At 71.5% G+C, this 14,584-nt stretch carries 14 protein-coding genes and 1 other RNA gene; 8 read left to right on the top strand and 7 right to left on the bottom strand.

The features are described from left to right. Nucleotides 1–5 precede the first annotated feature (5 nt). The 5 genes from ACXYMW_RS18005 to ACXYMW_RS17985 form a co-directional block, all read right to left on the bottom strand. A complete protein-coding gene (locus ACXYMW_RS18005; protein ID WP_459036718.1) occupies nucleotides 6–1,217 on the bottom strand; it encodes an acetyl-CoA C-acetyltransferase in 1,212 nt (403 codons plus the stop codon). 13 nt (nucleotides 1,218–1,230) lie between these two features. After that, nucleotides 1,231–1,869: a glutathione S-transferase family protein gene (locus ACXYMW_RS18000; RefSeq protein WP_459036717.1), complete on the bottom strand. Its 639-nt coding sequence runs from the start codon at nucleotides 1,867–1,869 to the stop codon at nucleotides 1,231–1,233. A 401-nt stretch (nucleotides 1,870–2,270) separates the two neighbouring features. After that, nucleotides 2,271–2,483, bottom strand: a complete 213-nt coding sequence (locus ACXYMW_RS17995) for a hypothetical protein (protein WP_459036733.1) — start codon at nucleotides 2,481–2,483, stop codon at nucleotides 2,271–2,273. A gap of 38 nt (nucleotides 2,484–2,521) precedes the next feature. Beyond that, nucleotides 2,522–4,300: an acyl-CoA dehydrogenase C-terminal domain-containing protein gene (locus ACXYMW_RS17990; protein ID WP_459036716.1), complete on the bottom strand. Its 1,779-nt coding sequence runs from the start codon at nucleotides 4,298–4,300 to the stop codon at nucleotides 2,522–2,524. 33 nt (nucleotides 4,301–4,333) lie between these two features. Further along, nucleotides 4,334–4,744 (bottom strand): MerR family transcriptional regulator, encoded by a 411-nt coding sequence (locus ACXYMW_RS17985; RefSeq protein WP_459036715.1) that lies wholly within the window; start codon nucleotides 4,742–4,744, stop codon nucleotides 4,334–4,336. 351 nt (nucleotides 4,745–5,095) lie between these two features. Between ACXYMW_RS17985 and ACXYMW_RS17980 the strand changes: the two genes are divergently transcribed. From ACXYMW_RS17980 to murD, 4 genes are all read left to right on the top strand, one after another. Continuing rightward, complete coding sequence (locus ACXYMW_RS17980) at nucleotides 5,096–6,598, top strand: UDP-N-acetylmuramoyl-L-alanyl-D-glutamate--2,6-diaminopimelate ligase (RefSeq protein WP_459036714.1); 1,503 nt, start codon at nucleotides 5,096–5,098, stop codon at nucleotides 6,596–6,598. Next, nucleotides 6,595–8,034: a UDP-N-acetylmuramoyl-tripeptide--D-alanyl-D-alanine ligase gene (locus ACXYMW_RS17975; RefSeq protein WP_459036713.1), complete on the top strand. Its 1,440-nt coding sequence runs from the start codon at nucleotides 6,595–6,597 to the stop codon at nucleotides 8,032–8,034. The genes ACXYMW_RS17980 and ACXYMW_RS17975 overlap by 4 nt, the downstream gene beginning before the upstream one ends. A gap of 41 nt (nucleotides 8,035–8,075) precedes the next feature. Next, a complete protein-coding gene (gene mraY / locus ACXYMW_RS17970) occupies nucleotides 8,076–9,158 on the top strand; it encodes a phospho-N-acetylmuramoyl-pentapeptide-transferase (protein WP_459036712.1) in 1,083 nt (360 codons plus the stop codon). 162 nt (nucleotides 9,159–9,320) lie between these two features. After that, on the top strand, nucleotides 9,321–10,745 hold the full coding sequence (murD, locus tag ACXYMW_RS17965) for a UDP-N-acetylmuramoyl-L-alanine--D-glutamate ligase (protein ID WP_459036711.1): 1,425 nt from the start codon (nucleotides 9,321–9,323) through the stop codon (nucleotides 10,743–10,745). 37 nt (nucleotides 10,746–10,782) lie between these two features. Here the strand turns inward: murD and ACXYMW_RS17960 are convergent, their stop codons facing one another. After that, nucleotides 10,783–11,508, bottom strand: a complete 726-nt coding sequence (locus ACXYMW_RS17960; RefSeq protein WP_459036710.1) for an alpha/beta fold hydrolase — start codon at nucleotides 11,506–11,508, stop codon at nucleotides 10,783–10,785. A 182-nt stretch (nucleotides 11,509–11,690) separates the two neighbouring features. On the opposite strand from ACXYMW_RS17960, the gene ACXYMW_RS17955 reads away from it, so the two are divergent. From ACXYMW_RS17955 to rpmG, 3 genes are all read left to right on the top strand, one after another. Further along, nucleotides 11,691–12,404 carry a hypothetical protein gene (locus ACXYMW_RS17955; RefSeq protein ID WP_459036709.1) on the top strand — a complete coding sequence of 238 codons (714 nt, stop codon included), beginning with the start codon at nucleotides 11,691–11,693 and terminating at the stop codon, nucleotides 12,402–12,404. A 132-nt stretch (nucleotides 12,405–12,536) separates the two neighbouring features. Next, nucleotides 12,537–12,927, top strand: an RNA gene (rnpB, locus tag ACXYMW_RS17950) — RNase P RNA component class A. A gap of 149 nt (nucleotides 12,928–13,076) precedes the next feature. Continuing rightward, nucleotides 13,077–13,244, top strand: a complete 168-nt coding sequence (rpmG, locus tag ACXYMW_RS17945) for a 50S ribosomal protein L33 (RefSeq protein WP_005856346.1) — start codon at nucleotides 13,077–13,079, stop codon at nucleotides 13,242–13,244. Between the two features lie 175 nt (nucleotides 13,245–13,419). Here rpmG and ACXYMW_RS17940 read toward each other — a convergent pair whose 3' ends face one another. Then, nucleotides 13,420–14,229 carry an ABC transporter permease gene (locus ACXYMW_RS17940; protein ID WP_459036708.1) on the bottom strand — a complete coding sequence of 270 codons (810 nt, stop codon included), beginning with the start codon at nucleotides 14,227–14,229 and terminating at the stop codon, nucleotides 13,420–13,422. 154 nt (nucleotides 14,230–14,383) lie between these two features. Here ACXYMW_RS17940 and ACXYMW_RS17935 point away from each other — a divergent pair. Then, on the top strand, nucleotides 14,384–14,584 hold a 201-nt coding region (locus ACXYMW_RS17935; RefSeq protein WP_459036707.1), incomplete at its 3' end, for a GcrA family cell cycle regulator.

Genomic DNA, 14,584 nt, shown 5'->3' with positions numbered 1-14,584 from the left:
TGCCCTCAGACCCGCTCGATGATGGTGGCCGCGCCCATGCCGGAGGCGACGCAGAGCGTGGCGAGCCCGGTTTCGCGGTCCGACCGCTCCATCTCGTCGAGCAGCGTGCCGATGATGATGGCGCCGCTGGCGCCCAGCGGGTGGCCCATGGCGATGGCGCCGCCATTGACGTTGAGCTTGCCGTGATCGACGTCGAAGGCCTGCATGAAGCGCAGCACCACCGAGGAGAAGGCCTCGTTGACCTCGAAGAGATCGATGTCGGAGATCGCCATGCCCGAATCCTTCAGGATCTTCTCCGTCGCCGGCACCGGGCCGGTCAGCATGATGGTGGGATCGGTGCCGATCTTGGCGGTGGCGCGGATGCGGGCGCGGGGCGTCAACCCGTGCGCCTCGCCCCATTCCTTCGAGCCCACCAGCACGCCGGCGGCGCCGTCGACGATGCCCGAGGAATTGCCGGCATGGTGGATGTGGCGGATGCGCTCGAGATGCGGATACTTCATCAGCGCCACGGCGTCGAAGCCGGGCATGGTCTCGCCCATCGCCTTGAAGGACGGCTCGAGCGCGCCCAGCGCCTGCATGTCGGTGCCGGGGCGCATGTATTCGTCATGCTCGAGGATCGGCAGCCCGTTCTGGTCCCGCACGACGTGGATCGAGCGGGCGAAGCGGCCCTCCTCCCAGGCCTTGGCGGCGCGTTTCTGGCTTTCCACCGCGAAGGCGTCGGCGTCGTCGCGCGAGATGCCGTATTCGGTGGCGATGATGTCGGCCGAGATGCCCTGCGGCACGAAGTAGGAGCGCATGGCGATCGACGGGTCGACGGCGATGGCGGCGCCGTCCGAGCCCATGGCGACGCGGCCCATCATCTCGACCCCGCCGGCGATGTAGGCCTGCCCGGCGCCGCCGCGGATCTGGTTGGCGGCAAGGTTCACCGCCTCCATGCCGGAGGCGCAGAAGCGGTTGATCGACAGGCCCGGGATGCGCTCGTCGAGATCGGAGGCCAGCACCGCGGTGCGCGCCAGGCAGCCGCCCTGTTCGGCGACCTGGGTGGCGTTGCCCCAGATCACGTCCTCGACCGCGTGCCCTTCGAGCCCGCTGCGCTCCTTCAGCCCGTTCAGCACCAGCGCCGAGAGCCGCGCCGCGGTGACTTCGTGCAGCGCGCCGTCCTTGCGGCCCTTGCCGCGCGGCGTGCGGATGGCGTCGTAGATATAGGCGTCGGTCATGGAGCCTCCTTCCTCACGCCCGGTCCGAGGGATGGCCGGGCATCAAATCATAGGGGTGTTTCCAGCCCGGCTCAGCCGCGAGGCGGTCCAGCCAGGCATCGATGTTGGGCCAGTCGGCACGGTCGAAGCCGAAGGGCTCGGGATAGTAGAGGTAGCCGCAGCAGGAGAGATCGGCGTTGGTCACGCCGTCTCCGACGATCCAGTCGCGGCCCGCCAGGTGCGTGTCGAGGACCGCGTAGGCGGCGCGCAGCCGGCCCTGCAGGAAGTCGATCACCGGGCCCGGGCGCTTGTCCGCGGGTAGGAAGTTCATCAGGAAGCGCGTCATCCCGGCCTGGCCGGACAGCTTGTGATTGTCCCAGAGCACCCAGCGCATCACCTCGCGGGCCTCCCCCGGGGTGGCGCCGCCGAACCGGCCGCTGCGCTCGGTCACGTAGTTCTGGATCACCCCGGACTGGGTCAGCCGCAGCGCGCCATCCACCATCACCGGCACCTCGCCCATCGGGTTGATGTCGCGCCGGTAATCCTCGGCGCGGGTGGCGCCGTTGAAGAAGTCGACGAAGACCGGCCGCCAGTCGAGCCGGGCCATCTCGAGCGCGATCGCCGCCTTGTAGGCATTGCCGCTTTCGCCGAAGCAGTGAAGCTCAATCGTCATGCGCGGATCCCTCGCGTGGTTGCTGCGTCCCGGTCCGGAGCGGGGGTTTCGCACCCCCGCGCCCCCGCGGGATATTTGTGCTCAGAAGAAGGCATTAAGGCCATGCTAACCAAGCGGGCGGCAGGCTGCCCGGGCGGTACAGGCCGGGAAGCCGATGACCGCCTCAGGAGAAGCCCGGCCGATCCCCCGGATCGGCCAGGTGGACCGGTTGCCGCCCGCGCTGCCGTCCGAGGGTTCGATAGACGGACCTTCTTCTAAGCCGAAATATCCCCGCCGGAGGCATCCCCGGCCGCCACCTGGCCGAACGTCCCCCGTCCGGGCGCGGCGCGGGCCCGGCGCCGGCCCGGCCGCCGATCTCGGGCGGCGGCTCCGGACGGCCGGGCGGGAGGGAGACCATGCGCTCATCGCTTGCGCGTCTCCAGCTCGGAATTGAACAGGCGCAGCCTGTGGGCCAGCGCCTCGCCGTCGGTGACGCTGTCGAAATTCTCGAACAGGAAGGACAGGGCCTCGCCCTCGTCGAGCCCGGCCTCGCTGGCGAAGCGCCGGAGCCGGTGATGACCGTCCTCGGTCATTTCCGCGGCGAAGCGGTGGGTCAACCGGAAGCGTTTGGGTATGGGCGACTCCTCCTCGACCGCGCCGCGCTACACTGAATTCAGAATGCAGCGGCGTCCAGTGCCATCACCGTCTCGCCGCCGCTCTGGATCCGGCGCAGATGCGTGCCGGTGGCCGGCAATTGCCGCGCCATGTAGTAGCGCCCGGTGGCGAGCTTGGTCTCGTGGAACTCCGTGTCGCCCTCGCCGGCCTCAAGGGCGGCGCGCGACGCCACCGCCATCCGCGCCCACATCAGGCCGAGGCAGACATGGCCGAAGAGGTGCATGAAGTCGTAGGAGCCGGCCAGCGCGGCGTTCGGCGTCTTCATGTTCTGCATGAAGAACATCGCCGCCGCCTGCAGATCCTTCGAGCCCTGCTTCAGCGGTTCGAGGAAGTCGCGGTCGAACGCCGCATCCTGATACTTGTGCTCGGCGATGAAGCCCTTGACCATCTCGAAGAAGGCCATCGCGGGCTTGCCGCCATTGGCGCCGAGCTTGCGGCCGACGAGGTCGAGCGACTGGATGCCGTTGGTGCCCTCGTAGATCATCGTGATGCGGGCGTCGCGGACGAACTGCTCGAGCCCCCATTCGCGGGTGAAGCCCGAGCCGCCCAGCGTCTGCTGCGCCAGCACCGTGGTCTCGAAGCCCTTGTCGGTCAGGAAACCCTTGATCACCGGGGTCAGCAGCGAGATCAGCCCCTCGGCCTCCGCGTCGCCGTTGCGATGCGCCCGGTCGATCAGCTGCGCGCCCCAGAAGACGAAGGCGCGGGCGCCCTCGACGAAGCTCTTCTGGTCCATCAGGTTGCGGCGCACGTCGGGGTGCACGATGATCGGATCGGCCGGCCCGTCGGGGTTCTTCACGCCGGTCACGTCGCGGCCCTGCAGCCGCTCGCGGGCGAAGCCCAGCGCGTTCTGGTAGGCCACCGCGCCCTGGGCATAGCCCTGCAGGCCGACGCCGAGGCGGGCCTCGTTCATCATCGTGAACATCGCCCGCATGCCCTTGTGCAGCTCGCCGACGAGGAAGCCTGTGGCGCCGTCGTAGTTCATCACGCAGGTGGCGTTGCCGTGGATGCCCATCTTCTCCTCGAGCCCGCCGCAGCTCACCGCGTTGCGCGCGCCGAGGCTGCCATCGGCGTTGACCATGAACTTCGGCACCACGAAGAGCGAGATGCCCTTGGTGCCTTCGCCGCCGCCCGGCGCCTTGGCCAGCACCAGGTGGATGATGTTCTCGCTCAGGTCGTGCTCGCCGGCGGAGATCCAGATCTTCGAGCCGGTGATCCGGTAGGAGCCGTCATCCTGCGGCTCGGCCCGGGTGCGGATCAGCCCGAGATCGGTGCCGCAATGCGGCTCGGTCAGGTTCATCGTGCCGGACCAGATGCCGTCGATCATGTTCGGCAGATAGGTCGCCTTCTGCTCGTCCGAGCCGTGCGCCTGCAGGGCGGAGGCGGCGCCGTGGGTCAGGCCCTGATACATGTTGAAGGCCATGTTGGCCGAGACGAACATCTCGCCCACCGCCGAATTCAGCAGGTAGGGCATGCCCTGGCCGCCGTATTCGGGGTCGGAATCGAGACCCATCCAGCCCCCGGCGCGCATCTGCTCGTAGGCGTCCTTGAAGCCCTCGGGGGTGCGCACCACGCCGTTCTCCAGCCGGCAGCCCTGGCGGTCGCCCACCGGGTTCAGCGGCGCCAGCACGTTCTCGGACAGCTTGCCGGCCTCGCCCAGGATCGCCGCCACCGTCTCGCGGTCGAGATCCTCGTAGCCGGGAATGTCGGCCTCGTGGACCTTCAGCACGTCATGCAGGACGAAGAGCATGTCCTTGATCGGGGCGGTGTAGACGGGCACGGCGTTCTCCTCCTCGTGGCGTCGCGCCGCCGGTCACTCGGCGGCGTTCTTCGGGGTCGTGTTGGCGGCGAGAACCTGTTCGCCCCAACGCATCTGGTCTTCGAGCTCGGCGATCGCGGCGTCGAGCTCGTCGCGCCGGGCCACCAGTTCGGCCAGCCGCCGCTGGGCCAGCTCGTAGGTCTTGGCGAGCTGCGTCTGCTGGGCGTCGCCGACATCGTAGAGATCGAGGAGCTGGCGGATCTCCTCGAGGCTGAAGCCGAAGCGCTTGCCGCGCAGGATGAGCTTCAGCCGGGCGCGGTCGCGGCGCGTGAACAGCCGCTTCTGGCCTTCCCTGATCGGAAACAGCAGCTCCTTGGATTCGTAGAACCGCAGGGTGCGCGGGGTCACCTCGAAGGCGTCGCACATCTCGCGGATGGTCATGGTCCGGTTGGTGTCTTCGGTCATCGTTACGCTCTCACATCACTCGAGTTTGCCCGAGAAGATGCGAACTGGACCCGGTGTTACAACGACCGATGACGTTGACGTAACTCTCACGTCACGTCACGGCGCTTGTGACGTAACATCAGGAATTCTGACGCCGCGTCAGCGAAACTTTCTTTCCGCCGCGTAAGATTATATGCGTCCGAACGCATATAAAATATTCGCCGGAGCGAATATAGCCCGGCGGCCGGGTGCGCGATCGGGTGCGCGATTCGCCGCCGCGCCGCCGCCGCCGCCGGCGCCCCGGCGGGCCGGCCCCTTGCACCGTCCCCCCGAAACGGGGCAACTGGGGGGGCAGCAGCAAAGGGGCCTGACATGAGCCGGGGGCAGAGCGTGAGCGGCACCACCAAGTCACTGAGCGATCTCGGGCTGACCGCCCGGGGTGGCGCCGAGGCGCGGGTCAGCGGCCTGTCGGTGGATTCCCGCGAGGTCCGCGAGGGCCACCTCTTCGCGGCGCTGCCCGGAACCCAGGTGCACGGTGCGCGCTTCATCGAGGCGGCGCTCGACCGCGGCGCCGGCGCCATCCTGACCGATGCCGAGGGCGCGGCGCTCGCCGCCGAGGCGCTCGACCGCTCGCCGGCGGCGCTGGTGGTGGCCGCCGATCCGCGTGCCACGCTGGCCTATGCCGCGGCGCTGTGGTTCGGCGCCCAGCCCGAAACCGTGGTCGCGGTCACCGGCACCAACGGCAAGACCTCGGTGGCGAGCTTCACCCGCGGGCTCTGGCAGGAGCTCGGCCTACGCGCCGTCAATCTCGGCACCACCGGGGTCGAGGGCGATTGGCAGATGCCGCTCAAGCACACCACGCCCGAGCCGATCACCCTGCACCGGGCGCTGGCCCAGGCCGCCGAGGCCGGCGTCGACCACGCCGCCATGGAGGCCTCCTCGCACGGGCTCGAGCAGCGCCGGCTCGACGGCGTCACCTTGAAGGCCGCGGCGTTCACCAACTTCACCCAGGACCACCTCGACTACCATGCCAGCTTCGAGGATTACTTCGCCGCCAAGGCCGGGCTCTTCGCCCGGGTGCTGCCCGAGGACGGCACCGCGGTGATCAACATGGAGGATGCCCGCGGCGTCGACATGGCGGCGATCGCCACGGCGCGCGGCCAGACGGTGATCACCGTGGGCCGCGACGAGGGCGCCGATCTGTGCCTGATGGCGCAGCGCTTCGAGCCCGCGGGCCAGGTCGTGCGGCTGCGCCATGACGGCCGGGTGCGGCAGGTCGCGCTGCCGCTGATCGGCGGCTTCCAGGCCGAGAACGCGCTGGTGGCGGCCGGGCTGGTGATCGCCTGCGGCGCCGAGCCCGACGACGTCTTCGCCGCGCTCGAGCGGCTCCACACGGTGCGCGGGCGCATGCAGCTGGCCGCGACCCGCGACAACGGCGCCGCGGTCTATGTCGATTACGCCCATACGCCGGACGCGGTGGCGACGGCGATCCGGGCGCTCCGGCCGCACGTCATGGGCCGGCTGGTGGCGGTGATCGGCGCCGGCGGCGACCGCGACAGCGCCAAGCGGCCGCTGATGGGGCAGGCCGCGGCCGAGGAGGCCGACCTGGTGATCGTCACCGACGACAACCCGCGCTCCGAGGATCCGGCGGCGATCCGCGCCGCGGTGCGCGCCGGCGCCCCCGAGGCGCTGGAGATCGGCGACCGGGCCGAAGCAATCCTGCGCGGGGTCGCGCTGCTCGAGCCCGGCGACGCGCTGATCGTCTGCGGCAAGGGCCACGAGACCGGGCAGATCGTCGGCGACACGGTCTATCCCTTCGACGATGCCGAACAGGCCTCGCTGGCCGTCGCCGCGCTCGACGGGAAGCCGGCATGACCGCGCTCTGGACCTCGGAGGAGGCGGCGCGCGCCACCGGCGGCCGCGTCACCGCGCCCTGGCAGGCCCACGGCGTGTCGATCGACACCCGCACGCTCCGGCCCGGCGATCTCTTCGTGGCGCTGAAGGCGGCCCGCGACGGCCACGACTTCGTCGCCCAGGCGCTCGACAAGGGCGCCGCCGCGGCGCTGGTCTCGCACCGGCCCGAGGGCGTGGCGGAGGATGCGCCGCTGCTCGTCGTCGAGGACGTGCAGACCGCGCTCGAGGCGCTCGGCCGGGCGGCGCGGGCGCGCAGCGCGGCCCGCGTCGTCGCGGTCACCGGCTCGGTCGGCAAGACCTCGACCAAGGAGATGCTGCGCACCGTGCTGGGCGGGCAGGGCCGCACCCATGCCGCCGAGGCCTCCTACAACAACCATTGGGGCGTGCCGCTGACGCTGGCCCGGATGCCCGCCGCCACCGAGTTCGCGGTGATCGAGATCGGCATGAACCATCCCGGCGAGATCGGCCCGCTGTCGCGGCTGGCGCGGCCGCATGTCGGCATCGTCACCATCGTCGCGCCGGCGCATCTGGCCGCCTTCGACAGCCTCGAGGGCATCGCCCGCGAGAAGGCGGCGATCTTCGAGGGGCTGGAGCCCGGCGGCACCGCCATCGTCAACGGCGATCTCGACACCACGCCGATCCTCGTGGCCGCCGCCGAGGCGGCCGGGGCCGCGGTGAGGACCTTCGGCGAAGGCCCCGCCTGCCATCACCGGATCTCCGATATCCGCATCCAGGACAGCGCCACGGTGGCGGAGGGCCGGGCCTGGCGCGCGCCGCTGCTCTACAAGGTGTCGGTGCCGGGGCGGCATTTCGCGGTCAACGCCATGGCGGTTCTGGCCGCGGCGCGGGCGCTCGGGCTCGACCGCGCCCGGGCGCTGGCCGATCTCGGCCGCTGGCAGCCCGGCGCCGGGCGCGGCCAGCGCGAGGCCATCGCTCTCGACGCGGTCGATGACGAGCTGTCGCTGGAGCTGATCGACGACGCCTACAACGCCAACCCCGCCTCGGTGGCGGCGGCCTTGGAGGTGCTGGCCGCGGCCCGGGTCCGCGACGGGCTGGGGCGCGTCGCGCGCGGCCGCCGCATCGCCTATCTCGGCGACATGGGCGAGCTCGGCCCGGGCGAGGGGGCGGCGCACCGGGCGCTGGCCGGGCTGCCGCATCTCGCCCGCATCGACGTGGTGCATTGTATCGGGCCGCTGATGCGCGGGCTCCACGAGGCGCTGCCCGAGGACCGGCGCGGGCGCTGGACCGAGAGCGCCGCCGAGATGGCCGCCCTGGCGCCGCGCGATCTCGATGCCGGCGACGTCGTGCTGGTCAAGGGCTCGAACTACATGGGCCTCGCCCGCGTGGTTGACGCGATCCGGAAAATGCGCCAAGGCGCCGAGGTTTCGGACATCTGAGGCGCGGCCGGCGCGGGCTGCGGCGCGAACGGGAGACATCCATGCTGTTCTGGCTGACCGAGCTGTCCGACGGGGGCGGGCCGTTCAACCTCTTTCGCTACATCACCTTCCGCGCCGGCGGCGCCTTCCTGACGGCGCTGGTCTTCGGCTTCCTGTTCGGCCGGCCGCTGATCGAGGTGCTGCGGCTGCGCCAGGGCAAGGGCCAGCCGATCCGCAGCGACGGCCCGGAGGGGCATTTCGCCAAGGCCGGCACGCCGACCATGGGCGGGCTCTTGATCGTCGGCGCGCTTCTGACCTCGACGCTGCTCTGGGCGCGGCTCGACAACCCCTTCGTCTGGATCGTGCTCTTCGTCACCATGGCCTATGCCGCGATCGGCTTCGCCGACGATTACGCCAAGGTTTCGAAGCAGAACGCCGCCGGGCTCTCCAGCCGATCGCGGCTGCTCCTGGGTTTCGTGATCGCCGGCATCGCCGGCACCTGGGCGGCCTGGGTGCACCCGCCGGAACTGACCGGCAACCTCGCCCTGCCGGTCTTCAAGGACACGCTGATCCATCTCGGCTGGCTCTTCGTGCCCTTCGCGATGATCGTCATCGTGGGCTCGGCCAACGCGGTCAACCTGACCGACGGGCTCGACGGGCTGGCGATCATGCCGGTGATGATCGCCGGCGGCACGCTCGGCATCATCGCCTATGCCGTGGGCCGGGTCGACTTCACCGAATATCTCGACGTCCATTACGTCCCCGGCACCGGCGAGATCCTGATCTTCTCGGCCGCGCTGTTCGGCGGTGGCCTGGGCTTTCTGTGGTACAATGCGCCGCCCGCCGCGGTCTTCATGGGCGATACCGGCTCCCTCGCGCTCGGCGGCGCGCTGGGCGCCATCGCGGTCGCCACCAAGCACGAGATCGTGCTGGCCATCGTCGGCGGCCTCTTCGTGGTCGAGGCGCTCTCGGTGATCATCCAGGTGCTCTACTTCAAGCGCACCGGCAAGCGGGTCTTCCTGATGGCGCCGATCCACCACCATTACGAGAAGAAGGGCTGGGCCGAGCCCACCATCGTGATCCGCTTCTGGATCATCGCCCTGATCCTCGCGATGATCGGCCTCGCCACCCTCAAGGTGCGCTGATCCGGCCTTCTTCTGAGCCGAAATATCCTCGGGGGTGAATGCGGGCCGGACGGCCCGCAGAGGGGGCAGACAGCCCCCTCGGGCGCCGCCCGGGCACGTCTTCCCAACCCCCGGCATTTGCGCTAGCGCAGGTCCCGGACGGCGACAGCGAAAGGATGCGCGATGATCCCGGTGCACGGCCATGACGGCGAAACCATCGCGGTTCTGGGGCTCGGCCGCTCCGGCCTCTCGGCGGCGCGCGCGCTGGCCGCCGGCGGCGCCCGCCCGGTGCTCTGGGACGACGGCGCCGAGGCCCGCGCCCGGGCCGAGGCCGCGGGCTTCGAGATCCGCGACCTGACCCGCAACGGCGCCTTCGAGGACGTCACGCTGCTGGTCACCAGCCCCGGCATCCCGCATCTCTACCCGCAGCCCAACCCGGCGATCGCCGCCGCCTGGGAGGCCGGCGTGCCGGTCGACAACGATATCGGCCTGTTCTTCCGGGCCCTGGCCCAGGGCGCCTGGGACGATCTCGACACGCCGCCGCGGGTGGTGGCGGTGACCGGCTCGAACGGCAAGTCCACCACCTCGGCGCTGATCGCCCATGTCCTCGACTCCGCCGGCCGCCCGGTGCAGCTGGCCGGCAATATCGGCCGCGGCGTGCTCGACATCGACCCGCCCGGCGAGGCCGCGGTGATCGTGCTGGAGCTCTCCTCCTACCAGACCGAGCTGGCCCGCGCGCTGACCCCGGACATCGCCGTCTTCACCAACCTGACGCCGGACCACCACGACCGCCATGGCGGCCATGGCGGCTATTTCGCCGCCAAGCGCCGGCTCTTCGCCGAGGGCGGGCCGGACCGCGCGGTGATCGGTGTCGACGAGCCCGAGGGCCGGTTCCTGGCCAACCAGCTCGCCACCGCCTCCGCCGACGACCGGGTGATCCGGGTCTCCGCCGGGCGCCGGCTCGACGGGCCGGGCTGGCAGGTCTTCGCCCGCAAGGGCTTTCTCGCCGAGTGGCGCAAGAGCCGCCAGGTCGGCGCCATCGACCTGCGCGGGATCCGCGGCCTGCCGGGGGCGCACAACCACCAGAACGCCTGCGCCGCCTATGCCGCCCTGCGCGCGCTGGGGCTCGGGCCGCGCCCCATCGAGGCCGGGTTCCAGAGCTTCCGCGGCCTGCCGCATCGCAGCCAGATCGTCGGCGAGAAGGACGGCGTGACCTTCGTCAACGATTCCAAGGCCACCAATGTCGACAGCGCGGTGAAGGCGCTGCTGGCCTTCGAGCGGGTGCGCTGGATCTGCGGCGGGCTGATGAAGGAGGGCGGGCTCTCCGGGCTCGCCCCCGGGCTCGGCCATGTCGCCCGCGCCTATGTGATCGGCCGCGACGCGCAGGGCTTCGCGCTGGGGCTCGACGGGGTCGAGGCGGAGATCTGCACCGACATGGCCACCGCGGTGGCGCGCGCCGCCGCCGATGCCCGCCCGGGCGAGACCGTGCTGCTCGCTCCGGCGGCGGCGAGCTTCGACCAATACGACAATTTCGAACGCCGGGGCGAGGATTTCGCCGCCCGCGTGGCCGAGCTGCTGGGGCCGGGCACCGCCGCGGCGGAGGCCTGATCCGCCTGTGCGGCGCCGCGGTCCGGCCCGCGGGGGGCTAGCGCGCCGCGCCCTGGCGCGGGGCCGCCGGCCGCGCCAGCCAGGTCTCGAAGGCCTGGGTGACCGCCTCCGGGGCCTCCAGCGGGGCCAGGTGGCCGGCCGCCTCCAGCACCTCGAAGGCGGCGCTGGGGATCATGTCGGCCAGCACCTTCTGGTGCTTGGCCGGCGCCAGCCGGTCGTGGCCGCCGCAGAGCACCAGCGCCGGGGCGCGGCAATTGCGCAGCACCGCCTGCTGGTCGCGGCGGCGCTGCTGGGCGCGGATCTGGCGCATCAGCGTCGCCGCACCCAGCGCCTGCGCCATCGCCCGGAGCAGCTTGGCGTGGTAGCCGCGGTCGGGCCCCGGGGCCAGCGCCTCGGCCGGGATCTCGGCCGCCACCGCATCGCCCAGCCGACCCGCCCGGACGGCGATCAGCCGCGGCTCGCGCGCCGCCGCCTCGGCCGGGGTCTCGGCCAGGGGCGAGGCCGCGATCAGCGCGATCCGCGCCACCCGCTCGGGGGCGCGGCGCAGCATCTCCATCGCCACCGCGCCGCCCAGCCCGTGCCCGGCCAGCGCGAAGCGCGGCGGCAGCAGCGGCAGCGCCGCCGAGGCCATGTCCTCGATGCGGTCGCCGCCATCGGCGCAGAGCAGGGTGACCGGGCGGTGGCGCGACAGGTCGGTGATCTGGGCGCCCCAGAGGCGCGCATCGCAGCCCAGCCCCGCGATCAGCACGAGCGGCTCGGTCATCGGGAATGCGGCGCGGGGCGCGGGGTCATGGCAGGGGCTCGCACTGGCGGTCGGCGTCGCCGGCGACCCTAGCAGAGCCCGCGGCGGGGAAAAGGCCCCCGGCGGCGGCCACGGGGGCGGGGGCGTAGCGGGGACGCAGCCGGGATTGCAGCCGCGCCCCGGGCGGCACATATTCCGCCGTCATGACCGCATCCCCAAGCCATCCCCGCAGCCGCCTGCAGCGGCTCATCGAGGCCCAGGTGCCGCGCAAGATGCTGCGCGACGTCACCAACCGGCTGCGCTACGGCCCGGGCGCGCCGCTTTCGGACGAATGCATCTGGATCGACCCCCGCGCCGTGCGCGGCATGTTCCGTCGCCGCAAGGGGGCCGATTTCCGCCGCCGCCACAGCGGCGTGATCGCCGGGGGCGACTGGGATCTCGACCTGCAGCCGCTCTCCGAGGCGGTCAAGATCGCCGCCTGCGAACGCCGGTTCGGCCGCGGCGAGAGCTGGGAGGAGACCGGCATCATCGACGAGATGATGCGTCGCATCGAGAAACACGGCGTGTTCGACGAGTGCCGCAGCCGCGAGGACGTGCTGCGCCGTTACGCGGGCATCGACCGGATGTACGAGGAGATCGCCCGGGCCGGCCGGCTCGAGCCGCAGGGCACGCGGCCCGACGCGCTGCATCGCGAACATGGCGGCATCTTCGTCCATATCGGCCGCAACGGGGCGCCGATCCTCGCCGGCAACGGCAACCACCGGCTGGCGATCGCCCGCATCCTCGGGCTGGCGCGCGTGCCGGCGCAGCTCGGCGCGCTGCACCGCGGCGCCTGGGAGGCGGGGCTGCTGCCGGAGCTGCGCCGCCCCGCGCCGGGGGAGGGGCCCGGGTCGGCGGGGCGGGGCATCGGCGATTGACCCGGCGCCTGGGAGGCGGGGCTCCTGCCGGAGCTGCGGCGGCCCGCGCCGGGGGAGGGACCGGGGGGAAGGCCAGAAGGGCGCGGCATCGGCGATTGACCCGGCGCCGCGACCGGCCTATCGGGAGGGCGCGCGGAGGGCCGGATGGCCGCGGCGCGCCTCCGGGCGGGTCGAGGAAAGTCCGGACTCCACGGGGCAACGGTGCCGGGTAACGCCCGGGCAGGGCAACCTGACGGAAAGCGCCACAGAGAACAGACCGCCCGGTCCCTGGATCGGGTCAGGGTGAAACGGTGGGGTAAGAGCCCACCGGGGGGCCGGCAACGGTCCCCGCATGGCAAGCCCCACCGGGAGCAATGCCGCATAGGGGTTTCGCGCGGGGGCTTCCCCGCAGGGCCGCCCCGGCCCGAGAAACCCGGGTTGGCAGCTCGAGCCGCCGGGCGACCGGCGGCCCAGATGAATGGCCATCTCGGGCCGGCCTCGCGCCGGCCTAGGACAGAATCCGGCTTACAGGCCCTCCGCGCGCCCGGCCCATCTGCCCGGACCGCCCGCCCCGTGCGGGCGGTGGCGAAAAATGCCCGCCCGCCCGGTTGACTCGCGGCGGCGCGCGGGTAAAAGGCGACACCGACGAATTTCACGGGGGCGGCCGCCCGCGCCCGGCGCAGGAGACGACCCATGGCGAAGCCGACGACCATCAAGATCCGCCTGAACTCGACCGCAGGCACCGGCCACTTCTACGTGACCAAGAAGAACGCGCGCACGATGACCGAGAAGATGACCATCCGGAAGTTCGACCCGGTGGCGCGCAAGCACGTCGAATACAAGGAAGGCAAGATCAAGTAAGCCTTCCGCCTCGCGACACGACGAGGGACAGCAAACCGCCGCGCCCGGGCCGCCCGGGCGCGGTGGTTTTGCGTTCGTCCGCCCGTTGCTCTGTCAGGGCGGCGCGCATCCCGGCAGGCGCCAGGTGGGCCGCCCCGCGGGCCAGTCCCGCAAGGCGGCGCGCGGCGCCCCGGGATCAGGCCTTGAGCCGGTAGCCCGCCCGGAACATCCACCAGGCCAGCGCCAGCACCCCGGCCAGCGCCGCCACCGCGACCCCGAAGCCCAGGAGCGGCGTCGAATCCGAGACGCCGATCATGCCGTAGCGCGCGCCGTCGATCAGGTAGAAGATCGGGTTGCCGTAGGTGATCTGGCGCAACAGCGGCGGCAGCGCCTCGACCGAGTAGAAGGTGCCCGACAGGAAGGCCAGCGGGGTGATGACGAAGTTGGTGATCGCCGCCATCTGGTCGAACTTCTCGGCGAAGATGCCGGCGATCATGCCGAGCGCCGACAGGAAGGCCGCGCCGAGCAGCACGAAGACCAGCATGACCAGCGGATGCGCCGGCCAGAGCCCGAGCACCAGCCCGAAACCCAGCGTGATGGCCAGCGCCACCACGAGGCCGCGCGCCACGCCCCCGGCCAGATAGCCCAGCACCAGCTCGCCACCCGAGAGCGGCGGCATCAGCGTGTCGACGATGTTGCCCTGCACCTTGGAGATCACGATCGACGACGAGGTGTTGGCAAAGGCGTTCTGGATCACCGTCATCATCATGATGCCCGGCGCGATGAAGGTGGTGAAGGGCACCCCCATCACGTCGCCGCGGCGCGGCCCGATGGCGATCGAGAAGATCACGATGAACAGCGCGGCGGTGACCAGCGGCGCCAGCAGGGTCTGGGTCCAGACATTGACGAAGCGCATGATCTCGCGCCGGCACAGGGTTGCCAGACCGAGCCAGTTGACCCTGCCGAAGCGCCGGGCGCCCTGTGCGTATCGTGCCGTGTCGCTCATCGCTCTCTCCATGCGCCTGTCTCGTGTCGGGCGCCTTGTAACTCGCCCCGCGGTGCTTAGAATAGGGGGCCAGCCCCGAATGTCCGGCGGCGGCCGGACAGGTCTTTCGGTCCCGCGCCCCGCCAGCCCGAACACCCCCGCAGGAAGGAATTCCATGTCCTGGACGGATGAACGCGTAGAACTGCTCAAGAAGATGTGGAACGAGGGCCAGTCGGCCAGCCAGATCGCCAAGGAACTGGGGGGCGTGACCCGCAACGCGGTGATCGGGAAGGTGCACCGTCTCGGCCTGTCGAACCGCAGCGGCGGCGGGGCCGAGGCCGAGGCCGAACCGGTGGCCGCCGCGGCGCCGGGCGCC

This window comes from Roseivivax sp. CAU 1761, assembly GCF_054482755.1.
The sequence above is the reverse complement of the archived record's forward strand: the minus strand, read 5'-3'. Positions and strand labels throughout refer to the sequence as shown.